Genomic DNA, 20,434 nt, shown 5'->3' on the forward strand with positions numbered 1-20,434 from the left:
AATAATGTTATGATAAGGGTAACACCTCCTCAAAAAATTATATCTTTTGCTAAAAATAAATCTGACCTAGATAAAATTGCTCAATTTATTAAGGATGATTGGGCAATAGTAAAATTAATGCCATATGGTAATTATTTTATTGGTATCATGGAAAAGATGCAGCATGACAATACCATAAATGCCCAAGATCAAACTGTTTATATACCTCCAAGAAAAAAGATCATTTTTACTTAATTTTAAAGTTGCTTCTTGCAATGACGCATAGGCGTCAGTTTAAGGAGTAAGTAAAACAGTATATTTGCCATAAGCATCATTGCAAGCCACCGTAGGTGGCGTGGCAATCCATAAGTGGATTGCTTCGTCGGCTAAAGCCTTCTAGCAATGACGGTTTTCCAATTATTGTATACCTGCAGCAAAACTGCATAACTTTATCTAATGTTTTTGCTAGTATGAATTTTTTATACATTTGGATTCCATACTATGCAAATACCATCAATTACTATTGAGCAAGTAGCTCAGCAATTTAAAGCCTGGCGTCAAACTAAAACTAATAAGTTTGATCCTATACCAAACCATCTAAAGGAATTAGTTTACCAATTACTCCATCATTATTCTTACCAAGAGATAGCTAAACATCTTAATATTAATAAAGCAACAATCAGTTCAATTAAAAAAGCCCATGAGCCTACCCTCAAAACTTCCATAGCAATTATCTTGAGTCAATCATTTAATTTGTGTAAGTTCATTTTTTATTTTCCAATAAATCATATTTAAAATCTCCACAAAGTATTTCAAATTGATTTAAAGCTAAAGACCAATCTTTAATAGGCATGGTCCATTTTTTGGCTGCATTTTGTAAGGATAAAAATATTATTTTTTGAATTGACTTATCATCTGGAAACACCCCCTTATTTTTGATGATTTTTCTAATTTGACGATTTACAGATTCTATAGTGTTAGTAGTATAAATTACCTTTCTGTTCTCTTCAGGAAAGGCAAAAAACGGTATTATCCCAGACCAATTACGTTGCCAAATATCAGAAATTACCGGATATTTTTTATCCCATTTTACACCAAATTGCTGAAGTTTTAAACGTGCCATTTCGTCATTATTAGCTGTATAAATTTGTTTTAGATCTGATGTGACCTCTTTTAAATCTTTATATGACACATACTTTACTGAATTGCGAACCATATGTACAATACATAATTGTACTATAGTACTCGGGAATACACTGCTTATAGCTTCTGGAAAGCCCTTTAAACCCCACACAAGCAACATAAATTTGTTCAATTCCTCGATTCTTTAACTCAGTAACTACTTGCATCCAAAATTTAGCACCTTCATTTTTGCCTATCCAAATGCCAAGTAACTCCTTTTTCCCTTCTATATTTACAGCAAGTGCTAAATATACTGCTTTATTTATTACTATGTGATTGTCTCTAGATTTTACATAGATACAGTCCAAGTATAATATTGGATACACCCTATCTAAACAACGATTTTGCCACCTAGTTACTTCTTCTATTACCCCATCTGTTATGGTGGATATCAAGTCACCAGATACATCAGTTTGATATATTTCTTCTAAATGCCCTCGGATCTCGCTGACTGTCATACCGCGACCATAAAGGGATATCACTTTCTCATCAAATCCATTAAATCTCCTCAGCCCTTTTGGTATTAATTGAGGATTATACTCTCCTTCCCGATCTCTTGGTACTTCTACTGTCAGCTTACGACCATCCCCATCAATTACTGTCTTCTCATAGCTACCATTACGACGATTATTATCTACTTTTGCCATCTTGCTATGTTTTGAATATCCTAATTCATGATCCAACTCACTTGCTAATATTTTCTCAACTATTTGCTTCTTTAGCTGTTGAAATAAACCATCTCGACCAAATAACTCCGATGGATCTGCTTTTGATAATAATTCTTCTACTAGCTGATTACTGATGTTTAATGTATCTTTATCTGTATCTAATTTTTTAGCCATAATTCCTCCTTGCTTGCTTAAGTTACTTTTTTTACAGTAATCTCTTACTGCTTTCTTTGCAACTTACACAAACTATAGGACAGACTCAAATTTTCAAAAAAATATTTATCTAAATAATAAAACAACGTTTTTGTTGAATAAGTTTATGGCAAACTTCAAGTAGCTTACGCATACAAGCAACTATCGCAACTTTCTTAGGTTTAAAATTATTAACAAGCCTATTGTATAAAGTTTTTAAATATTGAAAACCATTTTTGCCAGTTAATACCGCCATGTATAAAGCATCCCGTGGTATTTTTCTGCCTCCCCTAATAAATCTTCGTCCTTGCTTATTACCACTATCACGGGCGTACGGAGCTATCCCCACAATTGCTGACAATTCATTACTACTATAATTTTTATCCCCTAATTCAGGTACAAAACTAATTAGTTTTGTAGCCAAACATTTACCAATACCAGGTACAGTCTCTAATATTTTTACCTTCTCTTTTAACTCTTCTGACTCATCTATTGTTTTGTTTAACTTCTTATCAAGCTCAGCTATTTCATTTTGTAAGAATTTAATGTGTTTTTCTATACTATCTTTATCAATACCATCAATACTATGATGTAGTCTTTTCTTTTCATTGCTAAGCATTAATACTAAATCTTCTCGTCTTTGCTTATATCTCTTCAAATTCTCTGATTCAACTTGATATATATAATTCGCTGAAAGCTGCATCTTATCACCATAATATGCTAATTTAAATGCATCCTTCCTATCAGTTTTACACAAATTTACCGATTTACTAAAAGAATTAAAACTATATGTATTGACCTTATGTATTTGTTGCTTATTATTATACAGCTTTTGACAAATCTCAGCTTCGTATCCTCCAGTGGGTTCACATATTATTAGCTTAATCTCTTGCTCTTTTGCTAATTTAATCACCTCTTCATGACCAGCTGCATCATTGGCAAAACGATGATATTTAGGTTTATCGCTTGTATTATATACACATATATCAAGCCATTGTTTACTTACATCTAGACCTATTATTTTACTCATGATATAATCTCCTTCGTCTTATTGTGCAAGGCTGCTACTTCCAACACCTTCTGCAATTTGTTCAAAGCAAACTTTGTAAGAGGGTACTTATTCTATGCTCGATTATCTCAATCAAGTACCCCTCAAATCACCCTCTTACCATTACTTATATCATAATTTAAAGATATAAGTATCCTACAATTTTTGTAAAGATGGTATTAGGATAGAAAAAAGTTTTTGTTTGGGAGGTATTAATAATGTGGATATTAGCTGCGTTATGGCTGTTGTAGATTGATAAAAAGCATTTTTGATATGATCAAAGCCATAGGTAAATAATGAAAACAATTGTCTTTCAATGGTTTTGTACCGTTTTATTCGGATGGGATTTAAGGCATTTTGTATTATTCCATTTTTGACTATTAAAGCTGAAGCAATAGCAGTTATCACTAATAATTTTTCAAATCTATCCAATTTTACAATGTGACTTTTTTCAATATCAAAACCACCGCTTTTTAGGTGCAAAAATAGTCGTTCAACACTCCAACAAAATTTATATAAAGCAAAAATATCTTGCTCTATTTCAATTGAAGACACCAGAACCATCAGCTCGCTCTTATCATTTCTATATGCGGTAAAATTAACCTTTCTATTCCATAATATACCACTACAAGCCCTATACTCTAAGGCTTTAACATCACTAAATATTCTTTCAATGGTTAAAGTTCTTAAACCTTTTGTAAGACGAATTTTATGATCCATTTTTAATGGAATAACAAACTTTAGATGGTTATTTATCAGAAAGTCTAACCATTCTTTATTCATAAATTCTCTATCAGCAAGCAAATATTTTATTCTTTCAACGCCAAAATTATTAATAAATTTCTGTAAAAATTCCTTCATAAATTCTGCAGAACACCCGCCACCATGCGACAAAGTCTTCCAGAATATTGGCACCGATATTTTACCAATTACCATTACTAAAAATAAAATATTAATATCGGATTTACCAAATTTCCAACTTGTCCTATCCATTGCTACGACATAATTTTTTGAAGCAAAAAAGCTTAATAGCAAATAGCCAACCTTCATATAATCAAAATTAAAATCTTTTAAAAAACGATAAATTCTATGAGTTTTTGACGTCGCTTTAGCATCACCTAAAATACCAAGTGCTAAACCTTTTTGATAAATTGAGCTGCCCGTCAGCAAACTAATTACCATACCAACCAAACATTTTAATCTTGATTTATTTCCGTCTATATATAAAATCAATTCTTGAAGTATTATATTATGCATTTTGTTATAAAAATACCTACCTTATACTACTTCACACCACTCTAAATCAACCATTCTTCTTCATCTTCTCAAAATTGTAGGGTACTATACAAAACTTCTCCTGTCTCAACTTCAAATCAAGCTCTACAACAAAATATTAATTTTCTCCCATTTCAACTATTATATTCTATAGATACCGATCCTGTAGCTGCCCCCAAACAAAATCACTATACTTGTCACATTATTAAACCAAATGGTACCAAACTTATTATCCAAACACTAGAACCAAAAACCATAATTCAGACATTTTTATGTTGCAACTAACCCCGGCGGCAGTTATTTTTGTTACCACTATTGCCATCGATTTTCGCAAAGGTATCGATGGCTTAATCGCTGTTTGTAGACAAAAACTTTCTTCTGACCCTCTTAATGGTTCCTTGTTTTTATTCTATAATAAAAACAGAACTGCCATTAAAATTTTGTCCTTTGACGGTCAAGGCTTTTGGCTATGCTCTAAACGCCTATCCAAAGGTAAATTTACCGCAAAACTTTTCCCATCTGATAATTCATCTTATCAAATTTGTTATAGAACCTTACACATTCTTATTCATAATGGTGATCCTAGTTCTGCCAAATTAAGGTGGTCCCCTTTGTCTAGACAAAAATTTAGATAAATAGAGATATAATTCACAAAAATTAAATTGTTGTTTTTATACAATATTTTTTTCAAAATATACACATTCTGGAGTTTTATAATCCAAAGCTTGATGCATCCTTTGTCTATTATAAAAGTCCATATATTCGTTAATTGCTGTCTTTGCCTCCTTTACTGTTGTTAAAATAATCCGATAAATTTTTTCCTGTTTTAATGATCGCCAAAAACGTTCAATAAAAATATTATCTAAGGCTCGTCCCTTACCATCCATACTAATCAAGATATTATGTAGCTTTAGCATACTAATAAAATTCTCCGAGGTAAATTGTACTCCTTGATCAGTATTAAATATTTTTGGCATACCATATTTTTCTATAGCGTCTTCAAGGGCTGTTACACAAAATTCACTTTCCAAACTAATGGAGATTCGCCAACTTAGAATATAACGACTATACCAGTCAATAATAGCTACTAAATATACGAACCCTTGGCTCAGTCTTATATACGTTATATCTGCACTCCAAACCTGGTTTGGCAATACTATTTCTAATCCTTTTAGTAAATAAGGATATATTTTATGCGCTTGATTCCTCTTGCTTAAATTTATTTTAGGATAAACAGCTTCAAGACACATTATCTTGTAGTAACGTCTAACAGCTTTACGACCTACCGAAAAACCTTGGGCTTGTAAATATTTAGCCATCCGCCGCATACCATAATATGGATGCATAGTATAGGTCTCATCAATTATTGCCATAATCTTGATATCTTGTTCACTAATACCAGTAGGTTGATAGTAATAGGTTGACCTGCTAATATCCAATAACTTACACTGTTGTACAATTGTTAACTTATTATGATTAGGCTCTATCATATTACACCTAACCTTTAATTCCAAACAATGCAGATTTTTTTTTGAGCCAGTCACACTCAACGCTTAACTGACCAATTTGCTCATATAGATTCTTGATTAACCCCTGCTGATTTGGATCAGCACTCTGTGTTTTATTCTTAAAACCTTGTACTAACAACTATAGTACCCTACAATTTTGAGAAGATGAAGAAGAATGGTTGATTTAGAGTGGTGTGAAGTAGTATAAGGTAGGTATTTTTATAACAAAATGCATAATATAATACTTCAAGAATTGATTTTATATATAGACGGAAATAAATCAAGATTAAAATGTTTGGTTGGTATGGTAATTAGTTTGCTGACGGGCAGCTCAATTTATCAAAAAGGTTTAGCACTTGGTATTTTAGGTGATGCTAAAGCGACGTCAAAAACTCATAGAATTTATCGTTTTTTAAAAGATTTTAATTTTGATTATATGAAGGTTGGCTATTTGCTATTAAGCTTTTTTGCTTCAAAAAATTATGTCGTAGCAATGGATAGGACAAGTTGGAAATTTGGTAAATCCGATATTAATATTTTATTTTTAGTAATGGTAATTGGTAAAATATCGGTGCCAATATTCTGGAAGACTTTGTCGCATGGTGGCGGGTGTTCTGCAGAATTTATGAAGGAATTTTTACAGAAATTTATTAATAATTTTGGCGTTGAAAGAATAAAATATTTGCTTGCTGATAGAGAATTTATGAATAAAGAATGGTTAGACTTTCTGATAAATAACCATCTAAAGTTTGTTATTCCATTAAAAATGGATCATAAAATTCGTCTTACAAAAGGTTTAAGAACTTTAACCATTGAAAGAATATTTAGTGATGTTAAAGCCTTAGAGTATAGGGCTTGTAGTGGTATATTATGGAATAGAAAGGTTAATTTTACCGCATATAGAAATGATAAGAGCGAGCTGATGGTTCTGGTGTCTTCAATTGAAATAGAGCAAGATATTTTTGCTTTATATAAATTTCGTTGGAGTGTTAACGACTATTTTTGCACCTAAAAAGCGGTGGTTTTGATATTGAAAAAAGTCACATTGTAAAATTGGATAGATTTGAAAAATTATTAGTGATAACTGCTATTGCTTCAGCTTTAATAGTCAAAAATGGAATAATACAAAATGCCTTAAATCCCATCCGAATAAAACGGTACAAAACCATTGAAAGACAATTGTTTTCATTATTTACCTATGGCTTTGATCATATCAAAAATGCTTTTTATCAATCTACAACAGCCATAACGCAGCTAATATCCACATTATTAATACCTCCCAAACAAAAACTTTTTTCTATCCTAATACCATCTTTACAAAAATTGTAGGGTACTATGGTTTTATTCTTAAAACCTTGTACTAACAACTCAAGACCTTGTTTTTTCCAGTTACTTATCTGTGTTGCATGAACACCATACTTACTGGTTATCTGGGCTATTGTTAGCTCTCCCTTAATTGCTTCTATGACAATTTTGGCTTTCTCCTCAGCACTATATTGCCTTACTTGTTTTTTCATCTCTAGCTCTCCTTGTTTGCTAAAGAATTCTATCTCATTTTTCTTATTTTTCTGTCCAAAATATTGGAACCATTATAGTTATAGTCAATTCAGGGGAATTTGGTGATATAGTTAATTCAGGAAAAGTTGGGCATTTTGATCCCTGCCTTCGCAGGGATGACATTAATTACTTTGTCATTCCCGCGTAGGCGGGAATCTAGATACCTGCTTACGCAGGTATGACACTAAGTCGGGCAGGGGTTTAAGGCAAGCAGGGGTGAAACTAAGTTAAGCGGGGATAGCATTTAGCAGTTTACATGGATAAATGTCGGTTCAACTATAACTGCTCTATATCGTTAACAATAGAAATTTCTTGTTGATCAAAACCCTCAGGAGGGTTAGCAGCATCTTGCTTATTAATTCTTGCGTAATCCTGTGCTTCAGACTCTGACCTTGCCACAATTACTGTTATATTTGTGCTAAGATCAGCATGTAATCTAACCTCTACGACAAATGCACCGGTTGATTTTATTGGCTTCTTAAGAATAATATTTAAATGTGATATTGACTGTGAAGAAGCCTTAGACAAACTTTCGGCAATTTCTTTATTATTCACTGACCCAAACAATCGACCATCATCAGCAGACTGTCTAATAAATACTAATTCTTTATTACTTATAATAGTATTAATAGCTTCTGCCTCAGCTCTTATTTTTAGGTCTTTTTCTTCAAGATCATGTTTTTGAGTTTCTATGAGCTGTTTATTGAGTTCTGTTGCTCTAATTGCTAATTTTCTAGGGATAAGATAATTACGAGCAAAACCCCTTTTTACCTTAAGAATTTCTGCAATCTTCCCGAGCTTTCTTACGGGTTTAATTAAAATAACTTCCATTTTATTCCTTTGCTCAAACTTGAAACACAAAAGGCAATAATGCTAGAATTCTAGCAATTTTTATAGCATTTTTTAGTTTTCTTTGTTTTTTGGCACATACATTAGTGATTCGGCTAGGTAACATTCTACCGCCTTCTGATACAAATTTTATTAACAAGTTAGGATTCTTGTAATCAATTATTGGAGCATTAGCAACAGAAAGAGGGCAACCTTTACGTTTTCTAAAAAACACCCTTTTATTATTTTTATCAGCCATTTTAGTCATTGACTTAGAGTCAGTAGCATCATTTTCAAACATTTTAATCTTTTCCAATTTTATTACATTGAGTCTTTATTAATTGTTACATCCACTATTTCTTCATGATCTAAACTTTTGCTTCTTAGAATCGGTGAAGGTTCAGTGCTTATTGAATCAACATTTATATTAATAAACCTAATAATATTTTCGCTTAGCTTCATTTTCCTTTCCATTTCAGTTATTACTGAAAAGTCAGTTTTAAGCCCCATAAAAACATAATGTCCTTTTTTGTTATTACCAATCTTATAGGCTAAACTTCTTAAACCCCAATATTCAGTTTTAACAACTTCACCATTACTATTTTCAACAATTTTAGTAAAATCATCGGTAATTTTATCTACATCAGCAGACGAAATATCTTGCCGTATGATAAAAACTGATTCGTAAAAAGCCATATATAAGAATCTCCAGCTACAAAATAAAGTTATTTATAACAACAAAAAACATTTAATTCAAGTGTTATCTTTACTATAAGGCATAATTAATGAATCTCTAAAATATCTCTAATAATTGCATAATTGCAACCGTTTTCTACGGTTTGTAAGCGAATAATTAAATTAGTAGACTTATGTTAATAAATTTAGTAGAAATTTATTAATTAATTCGATAATATTGCACTTTAAAAAGTTAAGTTTAATAATCATTACAATAATTTACAATAATGTAACATTAGACTCTTGCATAACTAAAGGATACTCTTTTGCTTTAGAATTGGTTTCACAAAACTTTGGATATTGATGTACTTATGCTTAATAGCTGTATACGTTGTCTTAACTCCACCTTTTGTTTATGCTCCAATTTTTCAAACCATTTGGATAGACAATACAAGAATTTAGTTATGCCTAAAGTCTTCATTTAATTAAGTATTAGCATGTTTGATAAATTACCACCGAGAATTCTTGTTATAGAATCAACTAAAAGCGTCAACGCTTCTCTGTCTAACGTCATGGAGAGAGCGTGGTTTAACCTTATTAAGACTAATACAGTAGAAAAAGCAATAGTTCTTTCTGCTATTAATCCTCCTGATATAATTATTATTGACTCGATAGTACAAGATAAATTTGCTACAGAGATAGCAAGTAAAATAAGAGAAATTGACGATTTAGCGAGAGTTCCGATAATTTTTTTGTTACATCCAGGTGAATCTCTGTCTGGCTACGCTTTAGAAGATAGCAACTTTGTTGCTTGTCTCATTAAACCATTCACATCAGATCAATTAATGCTCTTAATAAGATCTTTATTAAGACTCTCTAATTTAATTCTACAAGATAAAGTTATAAAGTATAAAGAAGTAAGTATGGATCTTACCACTTATAAAGTAATTAATAACGGTAGGGTAATTCGTTTAGGGCCAACAGAATTTAAGATTTTACAACTTTTCATAAAATCCCCTAAAGTAATATTTTCTCGTCAAGATATTGTAAACAAAGTGTGGGGAAAGGATGCGGTTATTGATCTACGTACTATTGATGTACATATAAATAGGATAAGAGCATCTCTAAATAACAAAGACTCTGAAGTATTTATAAAAACTGTTCGTTCCACAGGGTATTGCCTTGATTTACCAGATATTCAAGATTAAAGTAAGAAATTATCAGAAATTTCTCATATAATTCTTGCAAAAGATATACAACTTGCAATTTTAAAAATTTGGTGTAATGTTCTGAATATTTTAATATATAAAAGTACAAACCATAGTTGTTATGAAATCAGATAAAATTAAAAATACCCTCATTATACCATTATACATTATTATATTAATTATTGCAATACCGATATTAAGTGAAACTATTTATACTCCCTCACTTCCTAGTTTAGCCAAGGATTTAGCAATTAGTGCTAATTTAGCTGAATATACCCTTACTATTTACTTGTTTGGTTTTGCTGTTGGGGTTTTACTATGGGGTAACTTATCTGATTCTTATGGACGTAAGCCTTGTCTACTTATAGGATTTTTAATTTATGCTTTATCATGCTACATTTGTTATCTAGCAGATAATATAAATATGTTACTAGCTGCAAGATTTATGCAAGCTTTTGGGGCTAGTGTTGGGTCAGTATTAGGACAAACCATAGTTAGAGATGCAATAAAACCGCAAGATCGTGGCAGGATATTCTCAACTATAAGTATTGCTAGCCTGAATATTGCATGAAAGAATAGAGACAAAACCCTTGTAATACTATATAATATCAGTGTTAAAAGAAGATTACATAGAGGGTTTTGCCATGACAAATTGTACAGGATTAATTTACCAATCGAAAGTAAAAAATCGTCAAATAGAAATAAATTTCACAGGAGGTAATATTAGTAGCGATGGAGGTGTATTATTGCTAAGAGAAGCAGATAAAAGACTTGGTCTAACTAATGAACTGGCTAAGATTTTTCCTGATAAGCGAGATTCTGATAAAATTACTCATACTATTTTAACAATGCTCAAACAGCGTATTTATGGTATTGCTCTTGGTTATGAAGATTTAAATGATCACGATAATTTAAGAAAATGTCCAGCTTTGCAAACAAGTATAGACACACTGGACGATATGGCTAGTAGCTCTACTTTATGCCGTTTAGAAAATAAAGCAGATCGTGGATTTGCTCTTAAAGCTCATAAGGTGATGATTGACAAGTTTGTCGAATCTCATAAAACCGTGCCGAAACAATTAATACTTGATTTTGATGCCACTGATGATGAAATTTATGGCAATCAAGAGGGGAAGTTTTATCATGGATATTATCGTCATAATTGCTTTCTACCTTTATATGTTTTTTGTGGAAAAAAGCTGTTAGTAAGCAATCTTCGCAGCTCAAAGCTAGAACAAGCAAAGCATAGCTGGGCAATATTATCTCTATTAGTCAAGCGTTTTCGTCAATCGTGGCCTGAAGTAGAGATTATTTTTCGTGGTGATGGTGGATTTTGTCGTCATCAGATGCTGGATTGGTGTGATGAAAATAATGTAAAATATATAGTCGGAATAGCCCAAAATACTAGACTCAACAAGCTGCTTGAGCCATTGATGCAACAATCTAACGAAGCCTTCACAATTAGCAAAGAGAAGCAACGCTTTTTTAGTGAATTTAAATATAAAGCTGATAGCTGGAGTCGTCATCGTAAGATAGTTGGTAAATCAGAAGTAACTAGCCTTGGTGAGAATCCAAGATATATAGTAACTAATTTAACCTGAGTTTGACGTAAGCACCAAACAAAATGCTAAGCATTATGTAATAACATAAACAAGCTGTTGGTGGTGAGCTATGGTAAAAATAAAACCTTCTTTCAAACTAGTGTGTTAGGAGAAAGAATATTTGAAAAGTAAGAAGGGAGGGATTATAAAGTTCTCGAATAATAACAACAAAATTGGAGAATATATTATGATCCCTCTTACGGAGATTTTCTGCTTAATTGATGATTTTTGCAAGCATTTTGATACGGAGCAAAATAAATATATATTACCAAATCCTAACCGTAAGCGTAAAGTAGTTTGCAGTATAGGACTATAGTACCCTACAATTTTGAGAAGATGAAGAAGAATGGTTGATTTAGAGTGGTGTGAAGTAGTATAAGGTAGGTATTTTTATAACAAAATGCATAATATAATACTTCAAGAATTGATTTTATATATAGACGGAAATAAATCAAGATTAAAATGTTTGGTTGGTATGGTAATTAGTTTGCTGACGGGCAGCTCAATTTATCAAAAAGGTTTAGCACTTGGTATTTTAGGTGATGCTAAAGCGACGTCAAAAACTCATAGAATTTATCGTTTTTTAAAAGATTTTAATTTTGATTATATGAAGGTTGGCTATTTGCTATTAAGCTTTTTTGCTTCAAAAAATTATGTCGTAGCAATGGATAGGACAAGTTGGAAATTTGGTAAATCCGATATTAATATTTTATTTTTAGTAATGGTAATTGGTAAAATATCGGTGCCAATATTCTGGAAGACTTTGTCGCATGGTGGTGGGTGTTCTGCAGAATTTATGAAGGAATTTTTACAGAAATTTATTAATAATTTTGGCGTTGAAAGAATAAAATATTTGCTTGCTGATAGAGAATTTATGAATAAAGAATGGTTAGACTTTCTGATAAATAACCATCTAAAGTTTGTTATTCCATTAAAAATGGATCATAAAATTCGTCTTACAAAAGGTTTAAGAACTTTAACCATTGAAAGAATATTTAGTGATGTTAAAGCCTTAGAGTATAGGGCTTGTAGTGGTATATTATGGAATAGAAAGGTTAATTTTACCGCATATAGAAATGATAAGAGCGAGCTGATGGTTCTGGTGTCTTCAATTGAAATAGAGCAAGATATTTTTGCTTTATATAAATTTTGTTGGAGTGTTGAACGACTATTTTTGCACCTAAAAAGCGGTGGTTTTGATATTGAAAAAAGTCACATTGTAAAATTGGATAGATTTGAAAAATTATTAGTGATAACTGCTATTGCTTCAGCTTTAATAGTCAAAAATGGAATAATACAAAATGCCTTAAATCCCATCCGAATAAAACGGTACAAAACCATTGAAAGACAATTGTTTTCATTATTTACCTATGGCTTTGATCATATCAAAAATGCTTTTTATCAATCTACAACAGCCATAACGCAGCTAATATCCACATTATTAATACCTCCCAAACAAAAACTTTTTTCTATCCTAATACCATCTTTACAAAAATTGTAGGGTACTATGGTATAGGACTCTCAGAGATTATTACTATTATAGTAATGTTTCACTTGAGTCACTACCGTACCTTTAAAGATTTTTATTTATGCTGCCTATGTCAAAGTTATAGAAAGGAATTTCCAAAACTTGTGAGCTATAGTCGTTTTGTTCAGTTAATGCCAATGAGCTTCATGCCCATGGTATTACTGCTAAAAAGCCTATCAGGAAAACAAACTGGTCAATATTATATCGACTCTACTAAACTTCCTGCTTGCCATAATTTAAGAATTAATAGACATAAAGTATTCAAAGACATAGCAAAAAGAGGTAAGACTTCCACTGGGTGGTTCTTTGGTTGTAAGCTACATATTGTCATTAACAGTTGCGGAGAGATTAAGGTGGTCCCCTTTGTCTAGACAAAAATTTAGATAAATAGAGATATAATTCACAAAAATTAAATTGTTGTTTTTATACAATATTTTTTTCAAAATATACACATTCTGGATTTTTATAATCCAAAGCTTGATGTATCCTTTGTCTATTATAAAAGTCCATATATTCGTTAATTGCTGTCTTTGCCTCCTTTACTGTTGTTAAAATAATCCGATAAATTTTTTCCTGTTTTAATGATCGCCAAAAACGTTCAATAAAAATATTATCTAAGGCTCGTCCCTTACCATCCATACTAATCAAGATATTATGTAGCTTTAGCATACTAATAAAATTCTCCGAGGTAAATTGTACTCCTTGATCAGTATTAAATATTTTTGGCATACCATATTTTTCTATAGCGTCTTCAAGGGCTGTTACACAAAATTCACTTTCCAAACTAATGGAGATTCGCCAACTTAGAATATAACGACTATACCAGTCAATAATAGCTACTAAATATACGAACCCTTGGCTCAGTCTTATATACGTTATATCTGCACTCCAAACCTGGTTTGGCAATACTATTTCTAATCCTTTTAGTAAATAAGGATATATTTTATGCACTTGATTCCTCTTGCTTAAATTTATTTTAGGATAAACAGCTTCAAGACCCATTATCTTGTAGTAACGTCTAACAGCTTTACGACCTACCGAAAAACCTTGGGCTTGTAAATATTTAGCCATCCGCCGCATACCATAATATGGATGCATAGTATAGGTCTCATCAATTATTGCCATAATCTTGATATCTTGTTCACTAATACCAGTAGGTTGATAGTAATAGGTTGACCTGCTAATATCCAATAACTTACACTGTTGTACAATTGTTAACTTATTATGATTAGGCTCTATCATATTACACCTAACCTTTAATTCTAAACAATGCAGATTTTTTTTTGAGCCAGTCACACTCAACGCTTAACTGACCAATTTGCTCATATAGATTCTTGATTAACCCCTGCTGATTTGGATCAGCACTCTGTGTTTTATTCTTAAAACCTTGTACTAACAACTCAAGACCTTGTTTTTTCCAGTTACTGATCTGTGTTGCATGAACACCATACTTACTGGTTATCTGGGCTATTGTTAGCTCTCCCTTAATTGCTTCTATGACAATTTTGGCTTTCTCCTCAGCACTATATTGCCTTACTTGTTTTTTCATCTCTAGCTCTCCTTGTTTGCTAAAGAATTCTATCTCATTTTTCTTATTTTTCTGTCCAAAATATTGGAACCATTAACGATCAACTAAAAAACCTTTGTCATATAGACCATACAAGGCATAGATCTGTTATGAATTTTCAAACTAACGTATTAGCTGGACTGCTTGCCTATGTTTTTAAGCCTAATAAAATTTCTGTAGCTTTTGGAAAATTAAACAATCTCAACCTTCCTCTTACATCAAACTGAGGTTATAGTAACTAATTTAGCAGGTAAGCCAGAAGATTTATATGATAAAAATTACTGTGCACGTGGAGATATGGAAAATCGTATAAAAGAGCAACAGTTAGAGCTATTTGCCGATCGCACTTCATGCCATAAATGGTGGGCTAATCAACTCAGACTAATTTTGTCAAGCCTTGCCTATACATTAGTAGAATATATACATGATAAGTTTTTACAAGGTACTGAATTAGCTAAAGCCTTGGTAGGAACGGTGCGTTTAAAATTGTTCAAAATTGGAGCAATAATTATTAGAAATACTAGGAGCATTAAATTCTTGTTGTCTTCATCTTATCCTTACCAACATATATGGGATAGTGTTATGAAAAAATTAGCTATAGAATAAGCTAATATGGTACTGTCCCCGGTACAATAAAAAATGGGGGTAAGGGGGGATTCTATCTTAAATCAGGAAGAATTGCATATCTAGACATAATTTAAGTGAAAATTAACATATCCATTACCACTTATAAGCGATATTGCCATTTTATTTTTATAAATACCACCTTCATGCAATATCCAGGCTATGGCTTTTGCTCCTGCTATAGGGCCAATTATCGGTAGTTTGGTAATAAAATTTTATCATTGGTCAGCTGTATTTCTTGTATTAATCGTAATGGCAATATTAATTATGTTGTTAGTATCAGCTAAACTTCCAGAAACTAACCAAAATCTAGAGGCTAAACGCTCGATTATTATATTGTATAAAGAATGTTTTAATAAAATGATCAGAGATATAAGATTGCTCGGTTTCGTATTTTTAATTGGAGCAATAAATGGTATTGGATTTGGCTATTTTGCTGAAGCACCTTTTTATTTTATCTCAGGACTAAATATGGCAGCTTCATCATTTGGTATAATAGCATTCTTTATTTGTATTCCCTCAATTTTAGGTGGGATGATATCTAAAAGGATGCACAAATTGCAAATAACATCTGACAATATTATTTTTGTAGGTGTTAAGCTTATGTGCTTAGGAGCTCTGCTATTCTTTTTATCTAGCTATTTTAGTTTAATTAATAAAGATGATGTAATCTGCTCTGTATTACAAACTTTATTATGGATGGGCATGATTAACACTGGTGCCATGATGGTAATGACCAATTGCTTTAGCCAAGCTTTGGAAAATTATGGTCAATTTGCTGGTACTGCTGCCTCACTTTCTGGTTTTATACCAATTGCAATAATTAACGCAGTGGTGTAAAATGGGTTTTTAACTGATAAAGGTACTCAAATGGCTAGGTTAATATTACCACAAGGTTTTCATGGTCATGATTTTATAAAAATGATGAAACATGAGCCGCATGGTCGAAATCGTATACGTTTATTGGCGATGTATCACCTTCAATTAGGCAAATCTTTAAAAGCCATATCTGAAATAGTGAAGTCACACTGGAAAACTGTGCAATCATGGCTCAGAAGATTTAGGAATCATGGTTTTGAAGGATTATTTGAATCACAAAGAAGCGGTGCCCCTAGGAAGATTAACACTATACAAGAGTCTGCTCTTTTTGATAAAATCAATACGCTCAGTGAAAGTAAAACTGGTGGGTATATAACTGGAAAGGAGCTACATATCATGTTACTTGAGGAATATGGTGCTAAATGCGCTTTAAAAACAGTCTACAATACTATGCACCGCCTTGGTTTTAGCTGGATTACTTCTCGTTCAATGCATCCAAAGTCAAATCAAGAGACTCAAAATACATATAAAAAAACTTCCCAGACATGTTAACAAAATTATTACCAAAAAATATCGATAGATGTAAAGTTGATATATGGTCTCAGGATGAAACTCGAGTTGGGCAACAAGGTAGCTTAACTCGTATATGGGCTAAGCGTGGCACTAGACCCCGTAAAGTTCGGCAACAGCAATTCATTTCAACATATATTTATGGAGCTGCTTGCCATGATACAGGAGAAGCTTTTGCATTAATTTTACCATATGCAAACACACAGGCAATGAATAAATTCTTAGAAGAGCTTTCTCGCAGTATTCAAGGCAACCGACATATAGCTTTACTAACGGATAATGCAGGTTGGCACACAGCCAAAAAACTAACTGTGCCAAGCAATATCACTTTGATACCGCTTCCGCCCTATGCACCGGAACTTAATGCAATGGAACAAGTTTGGGAATGGATCAAAAATCATTTCTTGTCTAACCAATGTTATGGTGTATATGAAGATATCGTCACTATGGCTTGTTACGCTTGGAATCAATTTGCTCATAATGTAGATTTAGTAAAATCAATTATGTATAGAGACTGGATAAACACACCGTGTTAATTATTGCAATTGGTATTATGTATTATGTAATTATCGTAGGTTTCACAATGCTAATGGGATATATGCATGACGGAACATTGATACAATTACCATTATTTATACTGATCATTGCAATTAGCATGATGTTAGTGTTTTATATTGCCATTAATAAGAAACAGATATATAGTTAATTCAGGAGAATTTGGGGCTAGGAGCGATGGAGCGACGCCTATAAGTAATAGGCGAGCATTGAGCGACAACGTCCCCAACTTCTCATCAATTGACTATAGCTTTTCCGTCATTGCGAGAAGGCGTAAGCCTTTGAAGCAATCAAGGAAACTAGGTGGATTGCTTCGACCACGTAGTGGTCTCGCAATGACGTTTTGTACTTTTCCGGAATTTTTAAATTGTCATGGGGTTTATGCGTAAGGTGAGTTAATCAGGATAGTTAGTTATAAATAAAAAAAATATAGGATTGTTTATTTGAAACAGGATAGTACACAAAGGCTGGCAAAAGCTATTAGTAATGCAGGAGTATGTTCAAGGCGTGCTGCAGAGCTGCTTATCAAAAATAGTGAAGTAAAGGTAAATGGGGTGATCATCGATTCACCTGCCACCCTGGTTGATAATACTAGCATTATTGAAGTATCAGGAAAACTAATAGATCAACAACAAACTCCGCGTTTATGGACATATTACAAACCTGTCGGCTTAATTACCTCACATAAAGATAATTGTGGTAGAGAAACTGTCTTTGAAAATCTGGTATTACAGAATATGCCTAGGGTAATTTCAATCGGGCGACTAGACCTCAATAGTGAAGGATTGCTATTACTTACCAATAATGGTGATTTAGCAAGGAAGTTTGAGTTACCATCAAGTAAACTTGAACGTATATATAAAGTCAGAGCACACGGTAACCCAAGCTCATTGCTTAAAAATTATAAGAATATAGAGATTGATCAAATACGTTATGATCCTAAATTAATTAAATTAATAAAATCAGGAAAAACTAATTGTTGGTTTGAAGTAATTTTAACTGAAGGAAAAAATCGTGAAATTAGGAAGATATTTGAATATTTTGGTCTAAATGTTAACCGGTTAATTAGAATTAGTTATGGGGGGTTTATATTAGGTGATTTGCAACCAAATCAGTATAAAGAAATGCCATTTGAGAAATTTAAGAAATTTTTATGATACGAATTATCGCCGGCAAACATAAAAACCGGGTAATACCCACCTTAAAAAACTCTAATTATCGTCCTTCCACTGGCAAAATTCGAGAAGCGATTTTTAGTATATTAACTTCAGGAGAATTTAGTGATGGTAGGTTATTTACCAAGGAGTCTAAGGTTATCGATTTATTTGCCGGCACTGGTAGCTTAGCTTTTGAGAGCTGTTCTAGAGGAGCAGGGGATATTACAGTAATTGATATAAATGCTGATTATTTGCGGGCAGCAAAAGCATTTGCTAGTAAAATAGGTGAAATGGATAAAATTACTTTCCTAAATATCAATGCTACAGCTTTGCCAAAATGTAAAAACAGCTTTGATCTAATTTTTATTGATCCACCATACTATCAAAATCTTGTATCAAAGGCAGTAAATTCTTTGAAAAAAGGTCAATGGTTAAAAGATGGAACAATTATTGTCGTTGAATCTGCTAAAAATGAGGATCTTACAGATGATTCTTTAGAAATGGTTAAAGAGAAAATATATGGTGATAGTAAATTGCTTATTTTACGCTCCTAGCTATATTTTTGCAAAATGGTTATAGAATATGGATAAAACAGGAGATATATAAATTATACTCGATAATCAAGTTTTTTGCAGAGCTTATAAATAGTAGGTTGTTTGAAGGAAATTTGAATATATCCGAGTCACAACATCTATCTTTAAACGCAAAATTTGTCATATATGGACGAGTGAATTTGTCAACAAAGAAAATAAAAAAATAGAGCCACAAAGGAAGCGGTCATATATTCGGCATCGAGTGCCATAATGGTTTCTGCATTCTTGAGTCTGTCCTATAGTTTGTGTAAGTTGCAAAGAAAGCAGTAAGAGATTACTGTAAAAAAAGTAACTTAAGCAAGCAAGGAGGAATTATGGCTAAAAAATTAGATACAGATAAAGATACATTAAACATCAGTAATCAGCTAGTAGAAGAATTATTATCAAAAGCAGATCCATCGGAGTTATTTGGTCGAGATGGTTTATTTCAACAGCTAAAGAAGCAAATAGTTGAGAAAATATTAGCAAGTGAGTTGGATCATGAATTAGGATATTCAAAACATAGCAAGATGCCAAAAGTAGATAATAATCGTCGTAATGGTAGCTATGAGAAGACAGTAATTGATGGGGATGGTCGTAAGCTGACAGTAGAAGTACCAAGAGATCGGGAAGGAGAGTATAATCCTCAATTAATACCAAAAGGGCTGAGGAGATTTAATGGATTTGATGAGAAAGTGATATCCCTTTATGGTCGCGGTATGACAGTCAGCGAGATCCGAGGGCATTTAGAAGAAATATATCAAACTGATGTATCTGGTGACTTGATATCCACCATAACAGATGGGGTAATAGAAGAAGTAACTAGGTGGCAAAATCGTTGTTTAGATAGGGTGTATCCAATATTATACTTGGACTGTATCTATGTAAAATCTAGAGACAATCACATAGTAATAAATAAAGCAGTATATTTAGCACTTGCTGTAAATATAGAAGGGAAAAAGGAGTTACTTGGCATTTGGATAGGCAAAAATGAAGGTGCTAAATTTTGGATGCAAGTAGTTACTGAGTTAAAGAATGGGCTCTGTACAAATAAGTGTGTAAATTTTTCAAAGGTTATATAAAAATATAATATAACAAAAGGAGAAATTATAATGCGTCACAAACAAAATGAAGCAATGAATCAAGCAATAGATTTATTAATAAATAATGATACAGATATATCAACTTTATTTAAAGAGGATGGTTTATTAAAACAATTAACCAAAAGGCTTGTAGAGAAGGCATTGCAGTCAGAGATGAATAATCACTTAGGATATACGTCAGTTCGGGATAAGATATAGATGAAATAGTAATAGATAAA

General features: G+C 32.3%; 25 protein-coding genes and 6 pseudogenes. 20 read left to right on the top strand and 11 right to left on the bottom strand.

Annotation, left to right across the window (positions count from 1 at the left end; genetic code table 11):
• Window positions 1-9: 9 nt before the first annotated feature.
• Window positions 10-234 (top strand): DUF2674 domain-containing protein, encoded by a 225-nt coding sequence (locus NBW66_RS08975; protein ID WP_250310765.1) that lies wholly within the window; start codon window positions 10-12, stop codon window positions 232-234.
• 246 nt (window positions 235-480) lie between these two features.
• Window positions 481-774, top strand: a complete 294-nt coding sequence (locus tag NBW66_RS08980; protein ID WP_250310766.1) for a hypothetical protein — start codon at window positions 481-483, stop codon at window positions 772-774.
• Here NBW66_RS08980 and NBW66_RS08985 read toward each other — a convergent pair.
• The 3 genes and pseudogenes from NBW66_RS08985 to NBW66_RS08995 all read right to left on the bottom strand — a co-directional run bounded on the left by NBW66_RS08985 (window position 743) and on the right by NBW66_RS08995 (window position 4,326).
• Window positions 743-2,003 (bottom strand): annotated as a pseudogene (locus NBW66_RS08985) (IS256 family transposase). The gene NBW66_RS08980 and the pseudogene NBW66_RS08985 overlap by 32 nt on opposite strands.
• Window positions 2,004-2,112: 109 nt before the next feature.
• Window positions 2,113-3,051, bottom strand: a complete 939-nt coding sequence (locus NBW66_RS08990; protein ID WP_250310767.1) for an IS110 family RNA-guided transposase — start codon at window positions 3,049-3,051, stop codon at window positions 2,113-2,115.
• A gap of 174 nt (window positions 3,052-3,225) precedes the next feature.
• A complete protein-coding gene (locus tag NBW66_RS08995; protein ID WP_250310625.1) occupies window positions 3,226-4,326 on the bottom strand; it encodes a transposase in 1,101 nt (366 codons plus the stop codon).
• 290 nt (window positions 4,327-4,616) lie between these two features.
• On the opposite strand from NBW66_RS08995, the gene tnpB reads away from it, so the two are divergent.
• The gene (gene tnpB / locus NBW66_RS09000; protein WP_250310768.1) at window positions 4,617-4,979 is read left to right on the top strand and encodes an IS66 family insertion sequence element accessory protein TnpB; all 363 of its coding nucleotides are present in this window, start codon (window positions 4,617-4,619) and stop codon (window positions 4,977-4,979) included.
• 36 nt (window positions 4,980-5,015) lie between these two features.
• Here tnpB and NBW66_RS09005 read toward each other — a convergent pair whose 3' ends face one another.
• Window positions 5,016-5,834: an IS3 family transposase gene (locus NBW66_RS09005; RefSeq protein ID WP_250310769.1), complete on the bottom strand. Its 819-nt coding sequence runs from the start codon at window positions 5,832-5,834 to the stop codon at window positions 5,016-5,018.
• Between the two features lie 7 nt (window positions 5,835-5,841).
• Window positions 5,842-5,991, bottom strand: coding sequence for a hypothetical protein (locus NBW66_RS09010; protein WP_250310770.1), 150 nt, complete (start codon window positions 5,989-5,991; stop codon window positions 5,842-5,844).
• A 90-nt stretch (window positions 5,992-6,081) separates the two neighbouring features.
• Here NBW66_RS09010 and NBW66_RS09015 point away from each other — a divergent pair, with 90 nt between their 5' ends.
• Together NBW66_RS09015 and NBW66_RS09020 are read left to right on the top strand one after the other, a co-directional pair.
• On the top strand, window positions 6,082-6,864 hold the full coding sequence (locus tag NBW66_RS09015) for a transposase (protein WP_250310771.1): 783 nt from the start codon (window positions 6,082-6,084) through the stop codon (window positions 6,862-6,864).
• Complete coding sequence (locus NBW66_RS09020; protein WP_250310575.1) at window positions 6,855-7,181, top strand: hypothetical protein; 327 nt, start codon at window positions 6,855-6,857, stop codon at window positions 7,179-7,181. The genes NBW66_RS09015 and NBW66_RS09020 overlap by 10 nt, the downstream gene beginning before the upstream one ends.
• Here the strand turns inward: NBW66_RS09020 and NBW66_RS09025 are convergent.
• The 4 genes from NBW66_RS09025 to rpsF form a co-directional block, all read right to left on the bottom strand.
• Window positions 7,082-7,369 (bottom strand): transposase, encoded by a 288-nt coding sequence (locus NBW66_RS09025; RefSeq protein WP_250310772.1) that lies wholly within the window; start codon window positions 7,367-7,369, stop codon window positions 7,082-7,084. The genes NBW66_RS09020 and NBW66_RS09025 overlap by 100 nt on opposite strands.
• A gap of 316 nt (window positions 7,370-7,685) precedes the next feature.
• Window positions 7,686-8,240, bottom strand: a complete 555-nt coding sequence (gene rplI, locus NBW66_RS09030) for a 50S ribosomal protein L9 (RefSeq protein ID WP_250310773.1) — start codon at window positions 8,238-8,240, stop codon at window positions 7,686-7,688.
• 13 nt (window positions 8,241-8,253) lie between these two features.
• The gene (gene rpsR / locus NBW66_RS09035) at window positions 8,254-8,538 is read right to left on the bottom strand and encodes a 30S ribosomal protein S18 (RefSeq protein WP_250310774.1); all 285 of its coding nucleotides are present in this window, start codon (window positions 8,536-8,538) and stop codon (window positions 8,254-8,256) included.
• Between the two features lie 20 nt (window positions 8,539-8,558).
• Entirely contained in the window at window positions 8,559-8,933 is a 375-nt protein-coding gene (gene rpsF / locus NBW66_RS09040) for a 30S ribosomal protein S6 (RefSeq protein WP_094649701.1), read from the bottom strand.
• 476 nt (window positions 8,934-9,409) lie between these two features.
• Between rpsF and NBW66_RS09045 the strand changes: the two genes are divergently transcribed.
• The 6 genes and pseudogenes from NBW66_RS09045 to NBW66_RS09065 all read left to right on the top strand — a co-directional run.
• Entirely contained in the window at window positions 9,410-10,120 is a 711-nt protein-coding gene (locus NBW66_RS09045; protein ID WP_250310775.1) for a winged helix-turn-helix domain-containing protein, read from the top strand.
• A 121-nt stretch (window positions 10,121-10,241) separates the two neighbouring features.
• Window positions 10,242-10,691, top strand: a complete 450-nt coding sequence (locus NBW66_RS09050; RefSeq protein ID WP_250310776.1) for an MFS transporter — start codon at window positions 10,242-10,244, stop codon at window positions 10,689-10,691.
• 40 nt (window positions 10,692-10,731) lie between these two features.
• Window positions 10,732-11,721: an IS1380 family transposase gene (locus NBW66_RS09055; protein WP_250310777.1), complete on the top strand. Its 990-nt coding sequence runs from the start codon at window positions 10,732-10,734 to the stop codon at window positions 11,719-11,721.
• A gap of 187 nt (window positions 11,722-11,908) precedes the next feature.
• Window positions 11,909-12,034, top strand: a pseudogene (locus NBW66_RS14590) (IS982 family transposase); the annotation flags it as partial.
• An 87-nt stretch (window positions 12,035-12,121) separates the two neighbouring features.
• On the top strand, window positions 12,122-13,222 hold the full coding sequence (locus tag NBW66_RS09060; protein WP_250310625.1) for a transposase: 1,101 nt from the start codon (window positions 12,122-12,124) through the stop codon (window positions 13,220-13,222).
• A gap of 11 nt (window positions 13,223-13,233) precedes the next feature.
• Window positions 13,234-13,599: pseudogene (locus NBW66_RS09065) on the top strand (transposase); the annotation flags it as partial.
• 73 nt (window positions 13,600-13,672) lie between these two features.
• On the opposite strand, the gene NBW66_RS09070 reads toward NBW66_RS09065, so the two are convergent.
• Both NBW66_RS09070 and NBW66_RS09075 read right to left on the bottom strand, forming a co-directional pair.
• Window positions 13,673-14,491 carry an IS3 family transposase gene (locus NBW66_RS09070; protein WP_250310573.1) on the bottom strand — a complete coding sequence of 273 codons (819 nt, stop codon included), beginning with the start codon at window positions 14,489-14,491 and terminating at the stop codon, window positions 13,673-13,675.
• A gap of 7 nt (window positions 14,492-14,498) precedes the next feature.
• Complete coding sequence (locus tag NBW66_RS09075; protein ID WP_250310572.1) at window positions 14,499-14,798, bottom strand: transposase; 300 nt, start codon at window positions 14,796-14,798, stop codon at window positions 14,499-14,501.
• A 62-nt stretch (window positions 14,799-14,860) separates the two neighbouring features.
• Here NBW66_RS09075 and NBW66_RS15315 point away from each other — a divergent pair.
• The 9 genes and pseudogenes from NBW66_RS15315 to NBW66_RS09120 form a co-directional block, all read left to right on the top strand.
• Window positions 14,861-15,043: pseudogene (locus tag NBW66_RS15315) on the top strand (IS982 family transposase); the annotation flags it as partial.
• 4 nt (window positions 15,044-15,047) lie between these two features.
• Window positions 15,048-15,422: a transposase gene (locus NBW66_RS09085; protein ID WP_250312172.1), complete on the top strand. Its 375-nt coding sequence runs from the start codon at window positions 15,048-15,050 to the stop codon at window positions 15,420-15,422.
• 180 nt (window positions 15,423-15,602) lie between these two features.
• Window positions 15,603-16,280, top strand: coding sequence for an MFS transporter (locus NBW66_RS09090; RefSeq protein ID WP_250310779.1), 678 nt, complete (start codon window positions 15,603-15,605; stop codon window positions 16,278-16,280).
• A gap of 30 nt (window positions 16,281-16,310) precedes the next feature.
• Entirely contained in the window at window positions 16,311-16,811 is a 501-nt protein-coding gene (locus NBW66_RS09095) for a helix-turn-helix domain-containing protein (RefSeq protein ID WP_250310542.1), read from the top strand.
• Window positions 16,805-17,365, top strand: a complete 561-nt coding sequence (locus NBW66_RS09100) for an IS630 family transposase (protein ID WP_250310543.1) — start codon at window positions 16,805-16,807, stop codon at window positions 17,363-17,365. The genes NBW66_RS09095 and NBW66_RS09100 overlap by 7 nt, the downstream gene beginning before the upstream one ends.
• 462 nt (window positions 17,366-17,827) lie before the next feature.
• Window positions 17,828-18,541 carry a pseudouridine synthase gene (locus NBW66_RS09105; protein ID WP_250310780.1) on the top strand — a complete coding sequence of 238 codons (714 nt, stop codon included), beginning with the start codon at window positions 17,828-17,830 and terminating at the stop codon, window positions 18,539-18,541.
• The gene (rsmD, locus tag NBW66_RS09110; RefSeq protein ID WP_250310781.1) at window positions 18,538-19,095 is read left to right on the top strand and encodes a 16S rRNA (guanine(966)-N(2))-methyltransferase RsmD; all 558 of its coding nucleotides are present in this window, start codon (window positions 18,538-18,540) and stop codon (window positions 19,093-19,095) included. Before NBW66_RS09105 ends, rsmD begins: the two co-directional genes overlap by 4 nt.
• Before the next feature lie 353 nt (window positions 19,096-19,448).
• Window positions 19,449-20,150: pseudogene (locus tag NBW66_RS09115) on the top strand (IS256 family transposase); the annotation flags it as partial.
• A 99-nt stretch (window positions 20,151-20,249) separates the two neighbouring features.
• Window positions 20,250-20,390 (top strand): annotated as a pseudogene (locus NBW66_RS09120) (IS256 family transposase); the annotation flags it as partial.
• Window positions 20,391-20,434 lie beyond the last annotated feature (44 nt).

The sequence above is a fragment of the Rickettsia endosymbiont of Oedothorax gibbosus genome (assembly GCF_936269705.1).
In the GTDB taxonomy this organism is placed as follows: Bacteria; Pseudomonadota; Alphaproteobacteria; order Rickettsiales; family Rickettsiaceae; genus Tisiphia.